The organism is Streptomyces sp. bgisy159, from assembly GCF_057707805.1.
Genome location: NZ_JBYIQX010000033.1, coordinates 24,783 through 41,898, shown reverse-complemented (window position 1 = coordinate 41,898; position 17,116 = coordinate 24,783). Strand labels below are relative to the sequence as shown.

The 17,116-nt window shown below is 73.4% G+C and carries 14 protein-coding genes and 1 pseudogene; 7 read left to right on the top strand and 8 right to left on the bottom strand.

The window, feature by feature from the left end:
• Window positions 1-181: 181 nt before the first annotated feature.
• The 3 genes from ddaH to ssgD all read right to left on the bottom strand — a co-directional run bounded on the left by ddaH (window position 182) and on the right by ssgD (window position 3,405).
• Window positions 182-958, bottom strand: coding sequence for a dimethylargininase (gene ddaH / locus AC3ET3_RS26440; protein WP_432138783.1), 777 nt, complete (start codon window positions 956-958; stop codon window positions 182-184).
• 92 nt (window positions 959-1,050) lie between these two features.
• Complete coding sequence (locus AC3ET3_RS26435) at window positions 1,051-2,664, bottom strand: ABC-F family ATP-binding cassette domain-containing protein (protein ID WP_432158487.1); 1,614 nt, start codon at window positions 2,662-2,664, stop codon at window positions 1,051-1,053.
• A gap of 324 nt (window positions 2,665-2,988) precedes the next feature.
• The gene (gene ssgD, locus AC3ET3_RS26430; RefSeq protein WP_432138781.1) at window positions 2,989-3,405 is read right to left on the bottom strand and encodes a spore wall synthesis regulator SsgD; all 417 of its coding nucleotides are present in this window, start codon (window positions 3,403-3,405) and stop codon (window positions 2,989-2,991) included.
• A gap of 229 nt (window positions 3,406-3,634) precedes the next feature.
• Here ssgD and AC3ET3_RS26425 point away from each other — a divergent pair, with 229 nt between their 5' ends.
• Window positions 3,635-3,973, top strand: coding sequence for a plasmid stabilization protein (locus AC3ET3_RS26425; RefSeq protein WP_432138780.1), 339 nt, complete (start codon window positions 3,635-3,637; stop codon window positions 3,971-3,973).
• A 19-nt stretch (window positions 3,974-3,992) separates the two neighbouring features.
• On the opposite strand, the gene AC3ET3_RS26420 is transcribed toward AC3ET3_RS26425, so the two are convergent.
• The gene (locus AC3ET3_RS26420) at window positions 3,993-4,289 is read right to left on the bottom strand and encodes a YciI family protein (protein WP_432158485.1); all 297 of its coding nucleotides are present in this window, start codon (window positions 4,287-4,289) and stop codon (window positions 3,993-3,995) included.
• 63 nt (window positions 4,290-4,352) lie between these two features.
• Here AC3ET3_RS26420 and AC3ET3_RS26415 point away from each other — a divergent pair, with 63 nt between their 5' ends.
• Window positions 4,353-5,069 (top strand): endonuclease V, encoded by a 717-nt coding sequence (locus AC3ET3_RS26415; RefSeq protein ID WP_432158484.1) that lies wholly within the window; start codon window positions 4,353-4,355, stop codon window positions 5,067-5,069.
• A 119-nt stretch (window positions 5,070-5,188) separates the two neighbouring features.
• A pseudogene (locus tag AC3ET3_RS26410) lies at window positions 5,189-5,305 on the top strand (morphogenic membrane protein MmpA); the annotation flags it as partial.
• A gap of 7 nt (window positions 5,306-5,312) precedes the next feature.
• Here AC3ET3_RS26410 and AC3ET3_RS26405 read toward each other — a convergent pair.
• Window positions 5,313-6,491 (bottom strand): saccharopine dehydrogenase family protein, encoded by a 1,179-nt coding sequence (locus AC3ET3_RS26405; protein WP_435613005.1) that lies wholly within the window; start codon window positions 6,489-6,491, stop codon window positions 5,313-5,315.
• Window positions 6,492-6,778: 287 nt separating this feature from the next.
• Here AC3ET3_RS26405 and AC3ET3_RS26400 point away from each other — a divergent pair, with 287 nt between their 5' ends.
• From AC3ET3_RS26400 to AC3ET3_RS26390, 3 genes are read left to right on the top strand one after another with little or no spacing between them, the layout of a single operon-like run.
• The gene (locus AC3ET3_RS26400) at window positions 6,779-7,972 is read left to right on the top strand and encodes a CaiB/BaiF CoA transferase family protein (protein ID WP_432138776.1); all 1,194 of its coding nucleotides are present in this window, start codon (window positions 6,779-6,781) and stop codon (window positions 7,970-7,972) included.
• Window positions 7,973-7,982: 10 nt separating this feature from the next.
• On the top strand, window positions 7,983-9,197 hold the full coding sequence (locus AC3ET3_RS26395; RefSeq protein WP_432138775.1) for an acetyl-CoA C-acetyltransferase: 1,215 nt from the start codon (window positions 7,983-7,985) through the stop codon (window positions 9,195-9,197).
• A 42-nt stretch (window positions 9,198-9,239) separates the two neighbouring features.
• Window positions 9,240-11,438 (top strand): 3-hydroxyacyl-CoA dehydrogenase NAD-binding domain-containing protein, encoded by a 2,199-nt coding sequence (locus AC3ET3_RS26390; RefSeq protein ID WP_435613004.1) that lies wholly within the window; start codon window positions 9,240-9,242, stop codon window positions 11,436-11,438.
• 27 nt (window positions 11,439-11,465) lie between these two features.
• Here the strand turns inward: AC3ET3_RS26390 and AC3ET3_RS26385 are convergent, their stop codons facing one another.
• A complete protein-coding gene (locus AC3ET3_RS26385) occupies window positions 11,466-12,158 on the bottom strand; it encodes a MerR family transcriptional regulator (RefSeq protein ID WP_432138773.1) in 693 nt (230 codons plus the stop codon).
• Between the two features lie 118 nt (window positions 12,159-12,276).
• Window positions 12,277-13,791 (bottom strand): M1 family metallopeptidase, encoded by a 1,515-nt coding sequence (locus AC3ET3_RS26380; protein WP_435613003.1) that lies wholly within the window; start codon window positions 13,789-13,791, stop codon window positions 12,277-12,279.
• Window positions 13,792-14,182: 391 nt separating this feature from the next.
• Between AC3ET3_RS26380 and AC3ET3_RS26375 the strand changes: the two genes are divergently transcribed.
• Window positions 14,183-15,823 carry an ABC-F family ATP-binding cassette domain-containing protein gene (locus AC3ET3_RS26375; RefSeq protein WP_432138771.1) on the top strand — a complete coding sequence of 547 codons (1,641 nt, stop codon included), beginning with the start codon at window positions 14,183-14,185 and terminating at the stop codon, window positions 15,821-15,823.
• On the opposite strand, the gene AC3ET3_RS26370 is transcribed toward AC3ET3_RS26375, so the two are convergent.
• The gene (locus tag AC3ET3_RS26370) at window positions 15,820-16,998 is read right to left on the bottom strand and encodes a serine hydrolase domain-containing protein (RefSeq protein WP_432138770.1); all 1,179 of its coding nucleotides are present in this window, start codon (window positions 16,996-16,998) and stop codon (window positions 15,820-15,822) included. The genes AC3ET3_RS26375 and AC3ET3_RS26370 overlap by 4 nt on opposite strands.
• Window positions 16,999-17,116: the final 118 nt, after the last annotated feature.

The window sequence follows — 17,116 nt, the reverse complement described above, 5'->3', positions numbered from 1 at the left end:
TACGGGATCGTAGGCTACGAATCCGTAGGTTACGAACCCGTAGGTTAAGTGCGGCGTAAAGAGCGCTGATCAGCGGGGGCGAAACGGGACGAACCGCAGGTCACCGAGGTCCCGGGCCCGGACAGCGCGCAGCCCTGGAACCCGCAGGTCCCGGGGCCGAGCGGGGGAGCGGCTCACCCGTTCAGGCGTACAGCTCCCGCAGTCGCACCGAGAGGCACGTCACACATCCCTCCAGCTTCTCGAACTCGCTGATGTCCACCGTGACGACCTCGTGGCCGAGATCGGTGAGCAGCTCCGCCGTCTTCGGCGCGCTCGCCGCCATGAGCAGCTCGTGGCCGCCGAGGAGCACGACGTGGGCGCCCGCCTCCTCCGGCACGGACAGGAAACGCGGGAACAGCGACGGGCGGTCCACCTTCGGGATGTGCCCGATCACCGTGCCGTCCGGCAGCGCGGTCACCGCCGACTTCAGGTGCAGCACCTTGCTCACCGGCACGGCCACGACACGCGCGCCGAGCGGCTCGAACGCGGCGCGCAGCTGCTGCACGCCGGCCGCGTTCGTCCGGCCGCCGCGGCCCACGTAGATCGTGTCGCCGACCTTCAGCACGTCGCCGCCGTCGAGGGTGCCGGGCTCCCACACCCAGTTCACCGAGCAGCCCAGGCGTGCCACGGCCTCCTCGACGGCGGCGGTCTCCTCGCGGCGGGACTCGGCGCCGGGGCGGGCGATGAGGGCCACGTTGCGGTACATCACGACGGCGTCCTCGACGAACACCGAGTCTGGGCAGTCGTCGGCGGGATCCACCTCGACCGTCTCCCACCCGTGCGTCCGTAGCGCCGCCACGTACGCCTCCCACTGCTCGACGGCGAGGTCGACGTCGACCTTCTCCCGCTCGATGTGCGTGACCAGCCCTTCGGCGAGACGCGGGCTGGGACGGCGGACCAGGGCCTTCTTGCTGGGCACGAGGCATCTCCGGATCGGTGTCACTGTCCCCACCATGATGCAGCGCGGCCCCGCCCTTCCGCAGGCCGGGGCCGCCCCCGCACCCGGGCCGGCTACCCGATCGCCTCCGGTGTCGTCTCCCGGAGTTCGCCGTCCAGGAGCAGCCAGCGGGTGATGCCGATCGACCGGAGGAAGGGCAGGTCGTGGCCGGCGACGATCAGGGCGCCCTCGTAGGACTCCAGCGCGGTGGTGAGCCGGCGGACGCTGGTCATGTCCAGGTTGTTCGTCGGCTCGTCCAGCAGCAGCAGCTGGGGAGCGGGCTCGGCGAGCATGAGGGCGGCCAGGGCCGCCCGGAAGCGCTCGCCGCCCGAGAGCGTGGCCGCCTTGCGGTCGGCGCGGGCGCCCCGGAACAGGAAGCGGGCCAGTCGCGCCCGGATCCGGTTGTCGGTGGCGCCCGGCGCGAACCGGGCCACGTTCTCGGCGACGGACAGCTCACCGTCGAGGACGTCCAGCCGCTGCGGCAGGAACCGCAGCGGCACGTGCGCCGTCGCCTCGCCCGCCACCGGGGCCAGCTCCCCGGCGACCGTCCGCAGCAGCGTCGTCTTGCCCGCCCCGTTGCGCCCGATCAGCGCGATCCGCTCCGGACCGTGCACATCGAGCCCGCCGGTCACCCGCGCCCCGTGGACCAGTTCGAGGTCCCGCAGCGTGAGCACGGCGCGGCCCGGCGGTACGGCCGTGTACGGCAGGTCGACGCGGATCTCGTCGTCGTCCCGCACGGCCTGTTCCGCCTCGTCGAGCCGTTCGCGCGCCTCGGCGAGCCGCTCCTCGTGCAGGATGCGGTGCTTGCCGGCGGACTCCTGCGCCGCCCGCTTGCGCGCCCCCATCACGATCTTCGGCTCGCGCTTCTGCTCGGACATCTTCTGTCCGTACCGTTTGCGCCGCGCCAACTTCACCTGAGCGTCCACCAGTTCGCGCTTCTGCCGGCGCAGGTCGTTCTCCGCGACCCGCACCATCCGCTCGGCCGCCTCCTGTTCGCCGGCCAGCGCCTCCTCGTAGGCGGAGTAGTTCCCGCCGTACCAGGTGATCCGCCCGGCGCGCAGGTCGGCGATCCGGTCGACGAGTTCCAGCAGTTCACGGTCGTGGCTGACCACGACCAGGACGCCCGGCCAGGCGGCGATCGCCGCGTACAGCCGTCGCCGCGCGTACAGGTCCAGGTTGTTGGTGGGCTCGTCGAGGAGCAGCACGTCCGGTCGGCGCAGCAGCAGCGCGGCCAGCCTCAGCAGCACCGACTCGCCGCCCGAGAGCTCACCCGTGGTGCGGTCCAGGTCGATGTGGTCCAGGCCGAGTTCGCCGAGTGTGGCGAGCGCGCGCTCCTCCACGTCCCAGTCGTCGCCCACGGCGTCATAGTGCTCCTGGGACACGTCGCCCGCCTCGATGGCGTGCAGGGCGGCCCGTCGGCCGTCGATACCGAGGGCCTCGTCGACCCGCAGGGACGTGTCGAGGGTGACGTTCTGCGGAAGGTAGCCGATCTCACCGGTGGCGCGGACGACGCCGTCGGACGGGGCGAGTTCCCCGGCGAGCAGTTTCAGCAGGGTCGACTTCCCCGAGCCGTTGACGCCGACGAGCCCGGTACGGCCGGAGCCGAAGGACACGTCGAGGCCGTCGAAGACGGGGCTGCCGTCGGGCCAGGCGAAGGACAGGGAGGTACAGGAAAGGGAAAGGGACAAGTCGGGCCTCGCGATGGCGTGTGCGGTCAGGGCGACACGTATCGAGACACCGGGGCGGCGACCGTCGCGGAAGCGGTACCGAGCAGAACGGAGGGGAGAGGACACACGGTCCGGAAGATCCCGCTCCACAAGGACGGCTCGTACGCCGAGGTCGCACGCTACGCACACACCTCACCGGTGTGACGCGGTGTCTCAGGACCTCAGACGAGCAACGTCCTTCTCCAATCGGCGGCAACAGGAACGCTTCGCAGCGTAGGGAGGCCGCGCGCACGCGTCAACGCGTTTTTCGACGCGCGGAGCCCGGCCGCCTGCCGGGGCGGGCCGTCAGCAGGCGTCGCGCATCAGTTCCGCGAGGTCGTGGTCCAGGTCGAGCTGCAGGTGCTCCAGCCCGGTGGGCACCAGTTCGTCGGTGGCCCGCAGGAAGCGGCGCACGTCCGCCGAGTGCACGTGCACGATCGCGGTGCCCTCCGGGGCGTGGAACTCCAGCACCGTCCGGTCGTAGCCGTACGGCCTGACCCGCACGTCGCCGTGGCCCTCCGCGCGGGTCAGGCCGGCGGCCAGCAGCTCACGGGCGAATGTCCAGCAGACGTCCACGCCCTCCAGGGTGGCCGGGGCCGGGAAGGTCATGCGGACGGCGAACGGATCGGTCCGGTCGTAGTGCAGGGTGGCCGGGATGGTGGCCATCCGTGGCGCGGCGGCGACCAGACGGACCTCTACGGGTTGCTCGATGACGGTGGACAACGCCTTGCTCCCTTGGGACGGCGGGACGGACTTCCGGTCGGGTGAGGGCCGGCACTGGAAGAGACGTCGGAACCGGCCGATCAGTGAACACCGGAATCGAGTGACCTCGGTCACCGCCTTCATGCACACGACCGCCCCCGACCGGCCGGCCCGGGGGTTCCGCGGCCACCGGAGGAGAGCCGGCCCGCCGACGGGGTACCCGGACGCCGACTGCGAGAGGAGTGAGACCATGCCAGCCGGTTCGAGTCCCAAGCGGGAACGCCAGTACGAGCACATCAAGAAGAGCGCCGAGGACCGCGGCGAGAGCACCGGACGCGCCAAGGAGATCGCGGCCCGTACGGTGAACAAGGAGCGCGCCCGCTCCGGCGAGTCGAAGACCGCCAGCCGCAGTTCGACGCAGGACATGTCGTCCGCCAAGCGCGGCGGTCAGCGGTCGGGCAATCGCGTCGGCTCCCACGGCCCGACCAAGGACCAGCTGTACAACGAGGCCCGCCGGCGCGGTGTCGAGGGCCGCTCGAACATGAACAAGGACGAGCTGCAGCGCGCGCTGGACCGGAAGAAGGGCTGACTCGGGCGGGGATCGGGGGTCAGCCCGCCGTCTCCCGGAACCGGGCCAGCTCGGGGACCGTCTTCGTCGCGAGGAACTCCGTGACGCGGTAGGAGCACACCCCGGCGGTGACGAAGGGGTCCGCTGCGGTGATCTCCTCGATCCGGGCGCGGCTGTCCGCGACCGCGAGGATGATCCCGCCGTCCCGGGGGTCCTTGCGCCCGGACGCCAGGAAGACCCCGTGGGCGTAGTGCTCGTCGAGCCAGGCCACGTGCGCCGGAAGGACGGCGTCCACGGCGTCGAGGGGGGCGGTGTAGGTCAGTTCCAGCACGAACATGATCACGAGGCTACCCCTCGTGGTCGCGCCGGACGCTCCCGGGCCCGTAGTCTCGTGGCCACCATGACGACCGTACCCATCCCCGAGGACTGGCCCACGACCGAGGAGGCGGCCCGCGCCGTCCAGGACCGGCTCCGCGCGCGCGTGGTGCTGGACGATCCGGGTCCGCCGCCGGGAAGCGGCCAGGTGACCGGCGTGGACGTCGCCTATGACGACGAGCGCGACCTGGTGGCGGCTGCGGCCGTCGTGCTGGACGCGGCGAGCCTCGACGTCGTGGCCGAGGCCACGGCCGTCGGCCGGATCTCCTTCCCGTACGTGCCCGGACTGTTGGCCTTCCGCGAGATCCCCGCCGTCCTCGCCGCCCTGGACGCGCTGCCCTGCCCGCCCGGCCTGGTGGTGTGCGACGGCTACGGACTCGCTCACCCGCGCCGCTTCGGCCTGGCCAGCCATCTCGGCGTGCTCACCGGCCTGCCCACGATCGGGGTCGCGAAGAACCCGTTCACCTTCACGTACGACGAGCCTGCCACCCCGCGCGGGTCGTCCGCCCCGCTCCTCGCCGGCGCCGAGGAGGTGGGCCGAGCGCTGCGCACCCGCGACGGCGTCAAGCCGGTCTTCGTGTCCGTCGGCCACCGGGTGAGCCTCGCCGGCGCCTGCGCCCACGTCCTCGCGCTCACCCCGGCCTACCGCCTCCCGGAGACCACCCGCCGGGCCGACGCCCTGTGCCGACGGGCGCTGAAGGAGGCGGCCGCCGCCGGGGCGGTGAGTGAGCAGCGCGGCTGAACGGGCCGTCGCCGGGGCGGTGACCCAGCACCGCCACTGAGTATCCGTACGGATGCGCCCGCCCCCGGCCCGGCCGGAAGGGCGGGCCGCCTGACGACGCACCGCGCCCCAAGCCCCTCGCCGACCCCGACGGGCCCGTCGGGCGCGCCGTGAACGCCGCGCCGGTGCTCGGCGTGCCGGCGGGACCCGGCCGGGTCGTCGGGATGATCCGCACGCTGGCCGCCCGGCCGGGCTGAGGGCGGGTCAGCGGCGGGCCGCCACCCGGAAGCGGATGCCCGCGCGGACCAGCCGCTCGGTGAGCGCGTCGCCCATCGCCACCGCCGTGGTGACCTGACCCGAGGTGGGCGGAAGGTCGTCGAGGAGCAGCGCCAGGGCGGCCTCCGCGAGGATCTTGGCCGTCTCGTCGTAGCCCGGATCGCCGCCGGAGACCTCGGTGTACACCCGGCGACCGCCGCCCTCGCCCACGAAGCGGATCGAGAACCAGCTGCGCGCTCGCCGCTCGGCGCTCGGCCCCGTGCCGGGCCGCAGCCGGTCCGACAGCAGCCGCCGGGCGGGCGGAACCTGCGCCGCCACCGCCAGCGCACCGACCGCGGCGACCCCGCCCAGCGCGACGGGCAGCCGGCGCACGGCCGCGTAGTGGCGGTAGCGGAAGTCCGGGCCGTAGCGGGGCAGGGCCCGCGCCGAGCGGCGTACCACCTGCGGGTCGATGGTCGGCAGCGGCAGCGCCCAGGCGCCGACCTCCGGGGCGAACCGGGGCGCGCCCAGCGGCGCGGCGGTCCGCCGGCCCGGCACGCGCGGCTCGTGCCGGGCCCGGTCGCGCGCCGCGGCCGCCATCTGCCGGCCGCGCGCGAACTGGCCCAGCGCGGAGGCGAACGTGCCGCCCGAGAAGGCCGCGTCGGCGGTCACGAAGCCGTCCACCGTCACCGGAACGTCCTCGGGGAGCTGCCGCACCGTGTAGTACACGCCCAGGTCGTGCGGCACCGAGTCGAAGCCGCACGCGTGCACCAGCCGGGCGCCCGTCTCACGCGCGCGTGCGTCGTGGCGGACGTACATCAGGTCGACGAACTCCGGCTCACCCGTGAGGTCCAGGTAGTCCGTCCCGGCGTCCGCGCAGGCGGCGACCAGTTCCTCGCCGTACGTCACGTACGGGCCGACCGTCGTGGCCACCACGCGCGCGTGCCCGGCGAGGGCGCGCAGCGACGCCGGGTCGGCCACGTCCGCCCGCAGCACCCCCACCCGGTCACCGCCGGGCAGCCGGTCGCGGAGCTCCCGCAGCCTGCTCGTGCTGCGGCCCGCGACGGCCCAGCGCAGGCCCTCGGGAGCGTGTGCGGCGAGGTACTCCGCGGTGAGCGTGCCCACGAAGCCGGTGGCCCCGAAGAGCACGAGATCGTACGGACGGTCAGCCGTGTTCGGCCTGCTCATGACATCCCCAGTCTGCTCGTGACACTTTCAGCCCTGCTCATCGCGCCGCCCGTCCTGCCGGCCGGCGCGCCCCGGTGACCCGGCCCGCGCGTTCCGCGTTCGGCCCGTGCCGCTGTCGGTGGCCGAGGCTAGCGTGGACGGGGAGGCGGCGACGCGGGAGGGCGGGCACCGGGCCCTGGGGTGCGGGTACGGTGTCCAAGCGCTTGCTCGCCCACACCTTGTGCCCACTGGAACGTGTTCTTAACATCACTGGTGTTACATCGGTGGTGTCACAGCGAGGGGGCTGGATGGCAACGGCAGGGACGCCCGGGCACGGCCCGCTCACGGGTGTACGGGTGGTGGAACTGGCCGGCATCGGCCCCGGTCCGTTCGCCGCCATGCTGCTGGCCGACCTCGGTGCCGACGTGGTCCGCGTGGACCGCCCGGCCGGCCCCGGCCTGGCCGTCGACCCGGCCCACGACGTGACCAACCGCAACAAGCGCTCCGTGATCGTCGATCTCAAGGCACCCGACGGCCCCGCGCGCGTGCTGGACCTCGCCGCGCGCGCGGACGTCCTGATCGAGGGCTACCGTCCCGGCGTCGCCGAGCGCCTCGGTGTCGGCCCCGACGACTGCCGGGCCCGCAACCCCCGCCTGGTCTACGGCCGGATGACGGGCTGGGGCCAGGACGGCCCCCTCGCCGACCGGGCCGGCCATGACATCTCCTACATCGCGCTCACCGGCACCCTCGGCCTGATCGGCGAGCCCGGCCGTCCCCCGGCCGTCCCCGCCAATCTCCTGGGCGACTACGCGGGCGGCTCGCTGTACCTGGTGGTCGGCGTCCTCGCGGCGCTCCACCACGCGCGCGTGAGCGGCACCGGCCAGGTCGTCGACGCGGCCATCGTCGACGGCACCGCCCATCTGTCGGCGATGATCCACGGCATGCTCTCGGCCGGCGCCTGGCAGGACCGGCGCGGCGCCAACCTCCTCGACGGCGGCTGCCCCTACTACGGCACCTACGAGACCTCCGACGGCCGCTACATGGCGGTCGGAGCCCTGGAGCCCCAGTTCTACGCCGAGTTCCTGCGCCTGCTGGGGCTGGCGGACCTCGACGGCGCCCGGACGGACGTCACCCGCTGGGAGAAACTGCGCGCCGCCGTCGCCGCCCGCTTCCGGAGCCGTACGCGCGACGAGTGGACGGCCGTCTTCGAGGGCTCCGACGCGTGCGTGGCACCCGTCCTGACCCTGCGCGAGGCCCCGCACCACCCGCACCTCGCCGCGCGCTCCACCTTCACCGGCCACGGAGGCATCACCCAGCCCGCCCCCGCCCCCCGCTTCTCGTCGACCCCCACGGCCGTCCGCCGCGGGCCCGCCCGCCCGGGCGCCGACACCCGGGACGTGGCCCGAGACTGGGACGTACCCGGCCTCACCGGCCCGGACAGCCCGGGCACTCGACCCCTCACCACCCGCCGGCCTCCCGGCGAGCCCCGAAACCCTCAGTGAAAGGCCACCCGTGAGCACCGAAGCGTATGTGTACGACGCGATCCGCACCCCGCGCGGGCGCGGCAAGGCCGGCGGCGCCCTGCACGGCACCAAGCCCATCGACCTGGTCGTCGGCCTCATCCACGAGTTGCGCGACCGCTTCCCGGGCCTGGACCCGGCGGCGATCGACGACATCGTCCTCGGGGTCGTCGGACCGGTGGGCGACCAGGGCTCCGACATCGCACGGATCGCCGCCATCGCCGCCGGACTGCCCGACACGGTGGCGGGCGTGCAGGAGAACCGCTTCTGTGCGTCGGGCCTGGAGGCCGTCAACCTGGCCGCCGCCAAGATCCGGTCCGGCTGGGAGGACCTGATCCTCGCCGGTGGCGTCGAGTCGATGTCCCGGGTGCCGATGGCCTCGGACGGCGGCGCCTGGTTCAACGACCCGATGACCAACCTGGCCGTCAACTTCGTCCCCCAGGGCATCGGCGCCGACCTCATCGCCACCATCGAGGGTTTCTCCCGGCGCGACGTCGACGAGTACGCGGCGCTGTCCCAGGAGCGCGCGGCCACCGCCTGGAAGGAGGGCCGCTTCGCCCGCTCCGTGGTGCCCGTGACGGACCGCACCGGACTGACGGTCCTCGACCGGGACGAGCACATGCGCCCCGGCACCACCGCGGACTCCCTGGCCAAGCTGAAGCCGTCGTTCGCCGACGTCGGCGAACTCGGCGGCTTCGACGCCGTGGCCCTGCAGCAGTACCACTGGGTGGAGAAGATCGACCACGTCCACCACGCGGGCAACTCCTCCGGCATCGTCGACGGGGCCTCCCTCGTCGCGATCGGCACCAAGGAGGTCGGCGAGCGCCACGGGCTCACCCCGCGCGCCCGGATCGTCTCCGCCGCCGTCTCCGGCTCCGAGCCGACCATCATGCTCACCGGGCCCGCCCCGGCCACCCGCAAGGCGCTGGCCAGGGCCGGCCTGACCATCGACGACATCGACCTCGTCGAGATCAACGAGGCGTTCGCGGCCGTCGTGCTGCGCTTCGTGAAGGACATGGGCCTCAGCCTGGACAAGGTCAACGTCAACGGCGGCGCCATCGCCCTCGGCCACCCGCTCGGCGCCACCGGCGCGATGATCCTCGGCACCCTCGTCGACGAACTGGAGCGCCAGGACAAGCGCTACGGCCTCGCCACCCTGTGTGTGGGCGGCGGCATGGGCATCGCCACCGTCGTCGAGCGCGTCTGACCCCTTCCCGACGGATCACCACGGAGCTACGGAGCACCTCTGATGAGCACTCAGCCCACGACCATCCGCTGGGAACAGGACCGCACCGGCGTCGTCACCCTCGTCCTCGACGACCCCGACCAGTCCGCGAACACCATGAACGCGGCCTTCCGCGACTCCCTCGCCGCCGTCACCGCCCGGCTGGAGGCGGAGCAGGACACCGTCCGCGGCATCATCTTCACCTCCGCCAAGAAGACCTTCTTCGCCGGCGGCGACCTGCGGGACCTGATCCGCGTCACCCCCGAGACCGCCCAGCAGCTGTACGACGGCGGCCTCGCCATCAAGCGGAACCTGCGCCGCATCGAGACCCTCGGCAAACCGGTCGTCGCCGCGATCAACGGCGCCGCCCTCGGCGGCGGCTTCGAGATCGCCCTCGCCTGCCACCACCGCGTCGCCCTGGACGCCCCCGGCTCCAAGATCGGCTGCCCCGAGGTCACCCTCGGTCTGCTCCCCGGAGGCGGCGGCGTGGTGCGCACCGTACGCCTGCTGGGCATTGCCGACGCCCTGCTGAAGGTGCTCCTGCAGGGCACCCAGTACAGCCCGCGGCGCGCCCTCGACAACGGCCTGGTCCACGAGGTCGTGGACACCCCCGAGGAGCTGATGGCCCGGGCCCGCGCCTTCATCGACGACCACCCCGAGTCGCAGCAGCCCTGGGACCGGCCGGGCTACCGGATCCCCGGCGGCACCCCCGCCAGCCCGAAGTTCGCGGCGAACCTGCCCGCCTTCCCCGCCACCCTGCGCAAGCAGACGAACGGCGCCCCCTACCCGGCCCCGCGGGGCATCCTCGCCGCGGCCGTGGAGAGTGCCCAGGTCGACTTCGAGACCGCGCAGCTCGTCGAGGCCCGCTACTTCGTCGAGCTGGCCGCCGGCCAGACGTCGAAGAACATGATCCAGGCCTTCTTCTTCGACCTGCAGGCCGTCAACTCCGGCGCCAACCGCCCCAAGGGCGTCGAGCCCCGCCACGTCCGCAAGGTGGCCGTCCTGGGTGCCGGGATGATGGGCGCGGGCATCGCCTACTCCTGCGCCCGCGCCGGCATCGACGTCGTCCTCAAGGACGTCTCGGCGGACGCCGCGCGCAAGGGCAAGGGCTACTCCGAGAAGCTGTGCGCCAAGGCCGTCGCCAAGGGCCGCACCAGCCGGGAGAAGGCGGACGCGCTGCTCGCCCGGATCACCCCCACCGCCGACCCGCAGGACCTCGCGGGCTGCGACGCGGTCATCGAGGCGGTGTTCGAGGACACCGCGCTCAAGCACAAGGTGTTCCAGGAGATCGAGAGCATCGTCGCCCCCGACGCCCTGCTGTGCTCCAACACCTCCACCCTGCCCATCACCGCCCTCGCCGAGGGCGTCGAGCGCCAGGCCGACTTCATCGGACTGCACTTCTTCTCCCCGGTCGACAAGATGCCGCTGGTGGAGATCATCAAGGGCGAGCGCACCGGCGACGAGGCGCTGGCCCGCGCCTTCGACCTGGTCCGGCAGATCAGGAAGACGCCGATCGTCGTCAACGACTCGCGCGGCTTCTTCACCTCCCGCGTCATCGGCCACTTCATCAACGAGGGCGTCGCCATGGTCGGCGAGGGCATCGAGCCCGCCTCCGTGGAGCAGGCGGCGGCCCAGGCCGGCTACCCGGCCAAGGTCCTCTCCCTGATGGACGAGCTGACCCTCACCCTCCCGCGCAAGATCCGCAACGAGTCGAAGCGGGCCGTGCAGGAGGCCGGCGGCACCTGGACCGCACATCCCGCCGAGGCCGTCATCGACCGCATGGTCGACGAGTTCGGCCGCACCGGCCGCAGCGGCGGCGCCGGCTTCTACGAGTACGGGGCGGACGGCGGGCGCACCGGCCTGTGGCCCGGGCTGCGCGAGCACTTCACCCGGCCCGGCCACCGCATCCCGTTCGAGGACATGCAGGAACGCATGCTCTTCGCCGAGGCGCTGGACACCGTCCGGCTCCTCGAAGAGGGCGTCCTGACCTCCGTGGCGGACGCCAACATCGGCTCGATCCTCGGCATCGGCTTCCCCGGCTGGACCGGCGGCGTGCTGCAGTACATCAACGGCTACGACGGCGGCGCCGAGGGAGGGACCGGGCTGCCGGCGTTCGTGGCACGCGCCCGGGAGCTCGCCGAACGCTACGGGGACCGCTTCACGCCGCCGGCGCTGCTGGTCGCCAAGGCCGAGCGGGGGGAGACCTTCACCGACGCCCGCTGACCGGGCCGCCCACCGGCCGCGCGGAGGTCACTGCGCCAGCCACTGGCGCAGTTCCTCCCGCAGGGAGCGCTGGAACGTGGTCAGCAGGGCCTGCACCACCAGCGGCTGCATGTGCGCCGACAGCGACCGCACATCGCGCGCGGCGCGCTCGGCGACGGCGTCCCGCAGGAGCCGCGACAGCGCCTGCGCCGCCGCGCGGGAGTGCTCCAGCAGCGCCTCCCGCGCGGCCAGCAGGACCTCCTGCGAGAGCGGTACGTCGAGCAGCTCCACGCCGACCCGCAGCAGCCCCGTGTCCACCCGGTAGGCGCCGTCCCGGACGGTCACCACGTCCAGGTCGGCCAGCCGCCGGACCTCCGCGTCGGTCAGCTCCCGGCCGGCCCGGCGGTGCAGCTCCTCGCGGGAGAGCGTCTCCACCGTGTCCGGCGCCCAGGACGCCACCACCGCCCGGTGGATGGCCAGTTCCTGCGCGCTCAGACCGGGCGGCAGCTGCCGCAGATGGCGCTCGATCGCCGCCAGTGTCATGCCCTGCCGCTGCAACTCCTCGATCAGCGCCAGCCGCGCCAGATGCTCCGGGCCGTAGTGCCCCACCCGGCGCGGACCGATCACCGGCGGCGGCAGCAGGCCCTTGGTGCTGTAGAACCGGACCGTGCGCACCGTGACCCCGGCCCGCGCGGCCAGCTCGTCGACCGTGAGGGCCGGCTCCTCCGTCTCGATCGTCATGTGCAGCAGTATCGCTGTACCACCGGAACTGTGACACGTGGGGCGGCCTCCGACCGCCCCGGCCGGTCCACGGTCTCGGCCGGTCGGCGGTCTCGGCCGGCCGGCCCGGCCGTCGGGCTCAGTGCCGCTGGTGCACCCCGTTCGTGGCCGCGATCCTCTCCCACGACTTCGGCTTCACCGGCAGCGCCCGCACCCGCGACCCGGCGAGCCGCGCGGTCGGGGCCACGGACGCCGAGGCCGAGGCCGACGGCTTCGACGGCTGGTACAGCCAGGTGTCGAACAGCGCCGCCAGGTCCCGGCCCGACACCTGCTGCGCGTACGCGACGAAGTCACCGACCGACGCGTTGCCGTAGGCGTACCGCGCCGGCCAGCCCTTGAGGATGGCGAAGAAGGCGTCGTCGCCGATCTCGTCGCGCAGCGCCTGCAGCGCCAGCGCGCCCCGGTCGTAGACCGCGCGGTGGAACTGGTTCTCCGGGCCCGGGTCCGCCGGGGCCACGGTCCAGAACGGGTCGTCGGCCGGGTGGGAGGCGTACACGTAGTCGGCGAGTTCCTGGGCCGTGCCCTCGTTCTCGTGCTCGGACCACAGCCACTGCGCGTACCGTGCGAAACCCTCGTTGATCCAGATGTCCTTCCAGCCGGCGACCGAGACCAGGTCCCCGTACCACTGGTGGGCCAGCTCGTGCACCACCACGGAGACGTTCGACCCGTTCGCGAACTGCCGCGGGCTGTAGAACGGCCGGGTCTGCGTCTCCAGCGCATAGCCGGTGTCGGTGTTCGGCACGTAGCCGCCGAGCGCGTTGTACGGGTAGGCACCGAAGTAGCCGCTCAGCCAGTCGGCGATCTCCCCGGTGCGCTCGACGCTCGCCCGCGCGGCCCCGTAGTCGTCACCGAGGTCCTTGCTGTACGCGTTGACGACCGGGACACCGCTCTCGGACGTCCCGGTCGTGATGTCGAACCTGCCGACCGCGAGCGTGGCCAGATAGGTCGCCTGCGGCTTGTCGGAGCGCCAGTTGAAGCGAGTCCAGCCGCGCTGCGAACTCGTCGAGCGCAGCGTGCCGTTGGAGATGGCCTGGGTGCCGTCCGGCACCAGCACCGACACGTCGTAGGTCGCCTTGTCCAGCGGGTGGTCGTTACTGGGGAACCACCACCAGGCGGCCTCGGGTTCGTTGGCTCCCACCCCGCCGTCCGGGGTGCGGTGCCAACTGGTGAAGCCGTACGCCCGCTTCGACGACGGCACACCGCTGTAGCGCACCACGACGGTCACCGGCGCGCCCGCGGCCAGCGGCCGCTTCGGGGTGATCTCCAGTTCGTGCTCGCCGGAGGTGGTGAAGGCGGCCTTCGCGCCGTTCACGCGGACCTCGCTGACGTCCAGCAGGAAGTCCAGGTCGAACCGCGACAGGTCCTGGGTGGTCCGGGCCAGGATCGTGGCCGTCCCCTCCAGACGGTCCGTCGCGGGCTGGTACTTCAGGCGCAGGTCGTAGTGGGAGACGTCGTATCCGCCGTTGCCGTAGGCCGGGTAGTAGGGGTCGCCGACACCCGGAGCGCCGGGGGTGCCGCTCGCGGCCGATGCCGGGATCGCCAGCAGGACGGTGGCCGCTGCGAACGCGCCAGGCACGATGAGTCTGCGGTGCACTGATGCTCCAAGTCCTAGGGGCACGAGGTCCGGACGGAGCCGGGGGGCTCCGCGTCGCTCAGATCATGTCCACCCCCTGCGCCGTCACACGAGCACCATTCGGCCGACCTCGCCACCATCCTCCCGACGACCTGATCCAGCCACTCCGGCCGCTCGTCCGCGCACGCGTCGGTTCGTCTGCCGGGAAGTCCGGTCACCGGGTCGCGCGTACGGCCTTCGGCCCGGCACCTGTCCCCACCGGGCGGCCGGGACCCGGGCGTATCCCTGAGGGGCGGGTACTCGGGCGTGCCCCTGCGGGGCGGGCATCCGGGCGCATCCCCGCGGGGCAGGTACCCGGGCGTGCCCCTGCGGGGCCGGTGCCCCGCCTGCGGGCATTAGGATCGGCGCCCTGATGACTGCCACTCTCGTCGCCAAGAACCTCGCCGCCGGGCACGGTGACCGCTCGCTCTTCTCCGGGCTCGACCTCGTGGTCGCCCCCGGCGACGTGATCGGGCTGGTCGGTGCCAACGGCGCCGGCAAGTCCACCCTGCTGCGGCTGCTGGCCGGGCTCGGCGCCCCCGAGCAGGGCGAGCTCAGGCTCTCCCCGCCGACCGCGACCGTGGGCCACCTCCCGCAGGAGCCGGAGCGCAGGCCCGGCGAGACCGTACGGGAGTTCCTGGCCCGCCGCACCGGCGTCGCCGAGGCCCAGCGGGCGATGGACGAGGCCACGCAGGGCCTGGTCGACGGCGCGCCCGGCGCCGACGACGCGTACGCGATGAGCCTGGAGCGCTGGCTCGGCCTCGGTGGCGCGGACCTGGACGAGCGGGCGGCGGAGGTCGCCGACTCCCTGGCCCTCGGTGTCGGGCTCGACCAGCCGATGACCGCCCTGTCCGGCGGCCAGGCGGCCCGCGCGGGCCTCGCCTCCCTGCTGCTCTCCCGCTACGACGTCTTCCTCCTCGACGAGCCGACCAACGACCTCGACCTGGACGGCCTGGAGCGGCTGGAGCACTTCGTGGCCGGCCTGCGCGCCGGCACCGTCGTCGTCAGCCACGACCGCGAGTTCCTCACCCGCACGGTCACCAAGGTCCTCGAACTCGATCTCGCCCAGCGGCAGATCAACCTCTACGGCGGCGGCTACGCGGGCTACCTGGAGGAGCGCGACGTCGCCCGGCGGCACGCCCGAGAGGAGTACGAGGAGTACGCCGACAAGCGGGCCGCCCTGCAGGACCGGGCGCAGACGCAGCGTTCCTGGATGGACAAGGGCGTCAAGAACGCCCGCCGCAAGGCCGGCTCCGACAACGACAAGATCGGCCGCAAGTTCCGCAGCGAGGCCAGTGAGAAGCAGGCCGCCAAGGCGCGGCAGACCCAGCGCATGATCGAGCGTCTGGACGTGGTGGAGGAGCCCCGCAAGGAGTGGGAACTGCGGATGGAGATCGCGGCCGCCCCGCGCTCCGGTGCGGTCGTGGCAACCCTCCGGGACGCCGAGGTGCGGCGCGGCGACTTCCACTTCGGCCCGGTGTCGCTGCAGGTCGACTGGGCGGACCGGGTCGCGGTGACCGGCGCCAACGGCGCCGGCAAGTCCACCTTGCTGGCCGCCCTCCTGGGCCGCGTCCCCCTGGACGCGGGGCAGGCCTCGCTCGGCTCCGGCGTGCTGGTCGGCGAGGTCGACCAGGCCCGCAAGCTGTTCCACGGGCCCGAGACCCTGCTCGACGCCTTCCGCGCGGCCGTCCCCGACACCGAGCCCGCGGAGGTCCGCACCCTGCTGGCCAAGTTCGGCCTGAAGGCGGAGCACGTGCTGCGTCCGGCGGACACCCTCTCACCGGGTGAGCGCACCCGCGCCGCCCTCGCCCTCCTCCAGGGCCGGGGCGTCAACCTCCTCGTCCTCGACGAGCCGACCAACCACCTCGACCTCCCCGCCATCGAACAGCTGGAGTCCGCCCTGGACTCCTACGACGGCACCCTCCTCCTGGTCACCCACGACCGCCGCATGCTGGACGCCGTCCACGTCACCCGCCGCCTGGAGGTGGCCGGCGGCAAGGTGACCGAACGCTAGGACTTCCCCTTCAGCAGCGCGCACACGAAGTTCTCCTGCACGGCGCGCATCCGTTGCAGGAGTTCCGGGGTCATGGCCTGGTTGATCTGGCTGGTGGCCGAGAAGGTCAGCGACCGGCGCCCGTCCGGCGTGGCGGCGATCAGCTGGGTGTACCCGGCCGTGTTGCCGGTGTGCCCGAGCACGACCCCGCACCGGGTGGTGTAGCGGAACAGCGCCAGCCCGGCGTCGTTGCGTCCCGGCCCGGCCGGCTCGGACGCCCCGCCCGGCACCCAGCGGCGCTGCTCGCGCACCACGTCGGGGCCGTACAGCCGGCCCCCGACGTAGCCGCGCACGAACCGGGTCATGTCGGCGGGCGTGGAGACGATGCCGCCGGACGCCCACACACCCGACATGCCGATCAGCTCACTGACGTCCTCCGGGGGCGGCGGCGGGCTCACGTCGTACCCGTGGAGGTACGGCCTCGGCATCCGGTACCCCTGCGGCAGGCTGGTGCTGCGCAGACCCAGCGGGCGGTACACCAGCTCCTCCAGGAGCCGCTCGTAGCGGACGCCGGTGGCCGCCTCCGCCATCAGGGCGACCGCGATGTTGTCTGAGTTGGAGTACTGGTACCGGCTGCCCGGCGGGAACAGCAGCGGCTGCCCCGCGACGAAGTCGAGCAGCCGGCGCGAGTCGAAGCGGTGCCGGGGGTCGGCGCGCAGGATCGCCACGAACTCGGGGCTGCGCGAGTAGTCCGGCAGTCCGCTGGTGTGGTTGAGCAGCTGGCGCAGCGTCACCGCGCTCCAGGCGTCCGGCAGCCGGGGGAGCCGCTCGCCCAGGGTGTCGTCGAGGCCCAGGTCGCCCAGGTCGACGAGGGACAGCGCCACCGCGCCGCTGAACGCCTTGGCGGCGCTCGCGATGCGCATGTGGTCGTCCGGCCGGGGCTCGCGGCCGGTCTCCAGGTCCGCCACTCCGGCCCGCACGACCCGGCTGTGCCTGCCGTCCGCGAGCACGGCGATGATCCCGGGCGGGCCGCCCGGTGCCCGCACCAGCTCCTCCAGCTGCTGCCGCAACCCGGACTCGCCGTGCGGTGGCTCGGGATGCCCGGCGGCCACCGCGGGCGCGGCGGCCACCAGGGCCAGACAGGCCGCCAGCGCGGCGGCGGGACGAGGACGCAAGCGGGCACGTCGGGTCGGCATCGGTCACTCCGGGGGTGCGAGAACGGGCGTCCAGCTTCACCCCGCCCCGTCCGTCCCGCCCGCCGCGCCTGCTGCACTCGGCCCAACGGTCGACGGCCCGCCGGCCCGACGGCGGCCC

Excerpts from the sequence above, each read along its gene's own strand:
- AC3ET3_RS26400 (WP_432138776.1), top strand. The coding sequence starts at position 6,779 with ATGGCAACGGCAGGGACGCCCGGGCACGGCCCGCTCACGGGTGTACGG.
- AC3ET3_RS26390 (WP_435613004.1), top strand. The coding sequence starts at position 9,240 with ATGAGCACTCAGCCCACGACCATCCGCTGGGAACAGGACCGCACCGGC.
- AC3ET3_RS26405 (WP_435613005.1), bottom strand. The coding sequence starts at position 6,491 with ATGAGCAGGCCGAACACGGCTGACCGTCCGTACGATCTCGTGCTCTTC.
- AC3ET3_RS26420 (WP_432158485.1), bottom strand. The coding sequence starts at position 4,289 with ATGTTCGTGCTGGAACTGACCTACACCGCCCCCCTCGACGCCGTGGAC.
- AC3ET3_RS26415 (WP_432158484.1), top strand. The coding sequence starts at position 4,353 with ATGACGACCGTACCCATCCCCGAGGACTGGCCCACGACCGAGGAGGCG.
- AC3ET3_RS26375 (WP_432138771.1), top strand. The coding sequence starts at position 14,183 with ATGACTGCCACTCTCGTCGCCAAGAACCTCGCCGCCGGGCACGGTGAC.
- AC3ET3_RS26370 (WP_432138770.1), bottom strand. The coding sequence starts at position 16,998 with ATGCCGACCCGACGTGCCCGCTTGCGTCCTCGTCCCGCCGCCGCGCTG.
- AC3ET3_RS26425 (WP_432138780.1), top strand. The coding sequence starts at position 3,635 with ATGCCAGCCGGTTCGAGTCCCAAGCGGGAACGCCAGTACGAGCACATC.
- AC3ET3_RS26385 (WP_432138773.1), bottom strand. The coding sequence starts at position 12,158 with ATGACGATCGAGACGGAGGAGCCGGCCCTCACGGTCGACGAGCTGGCC.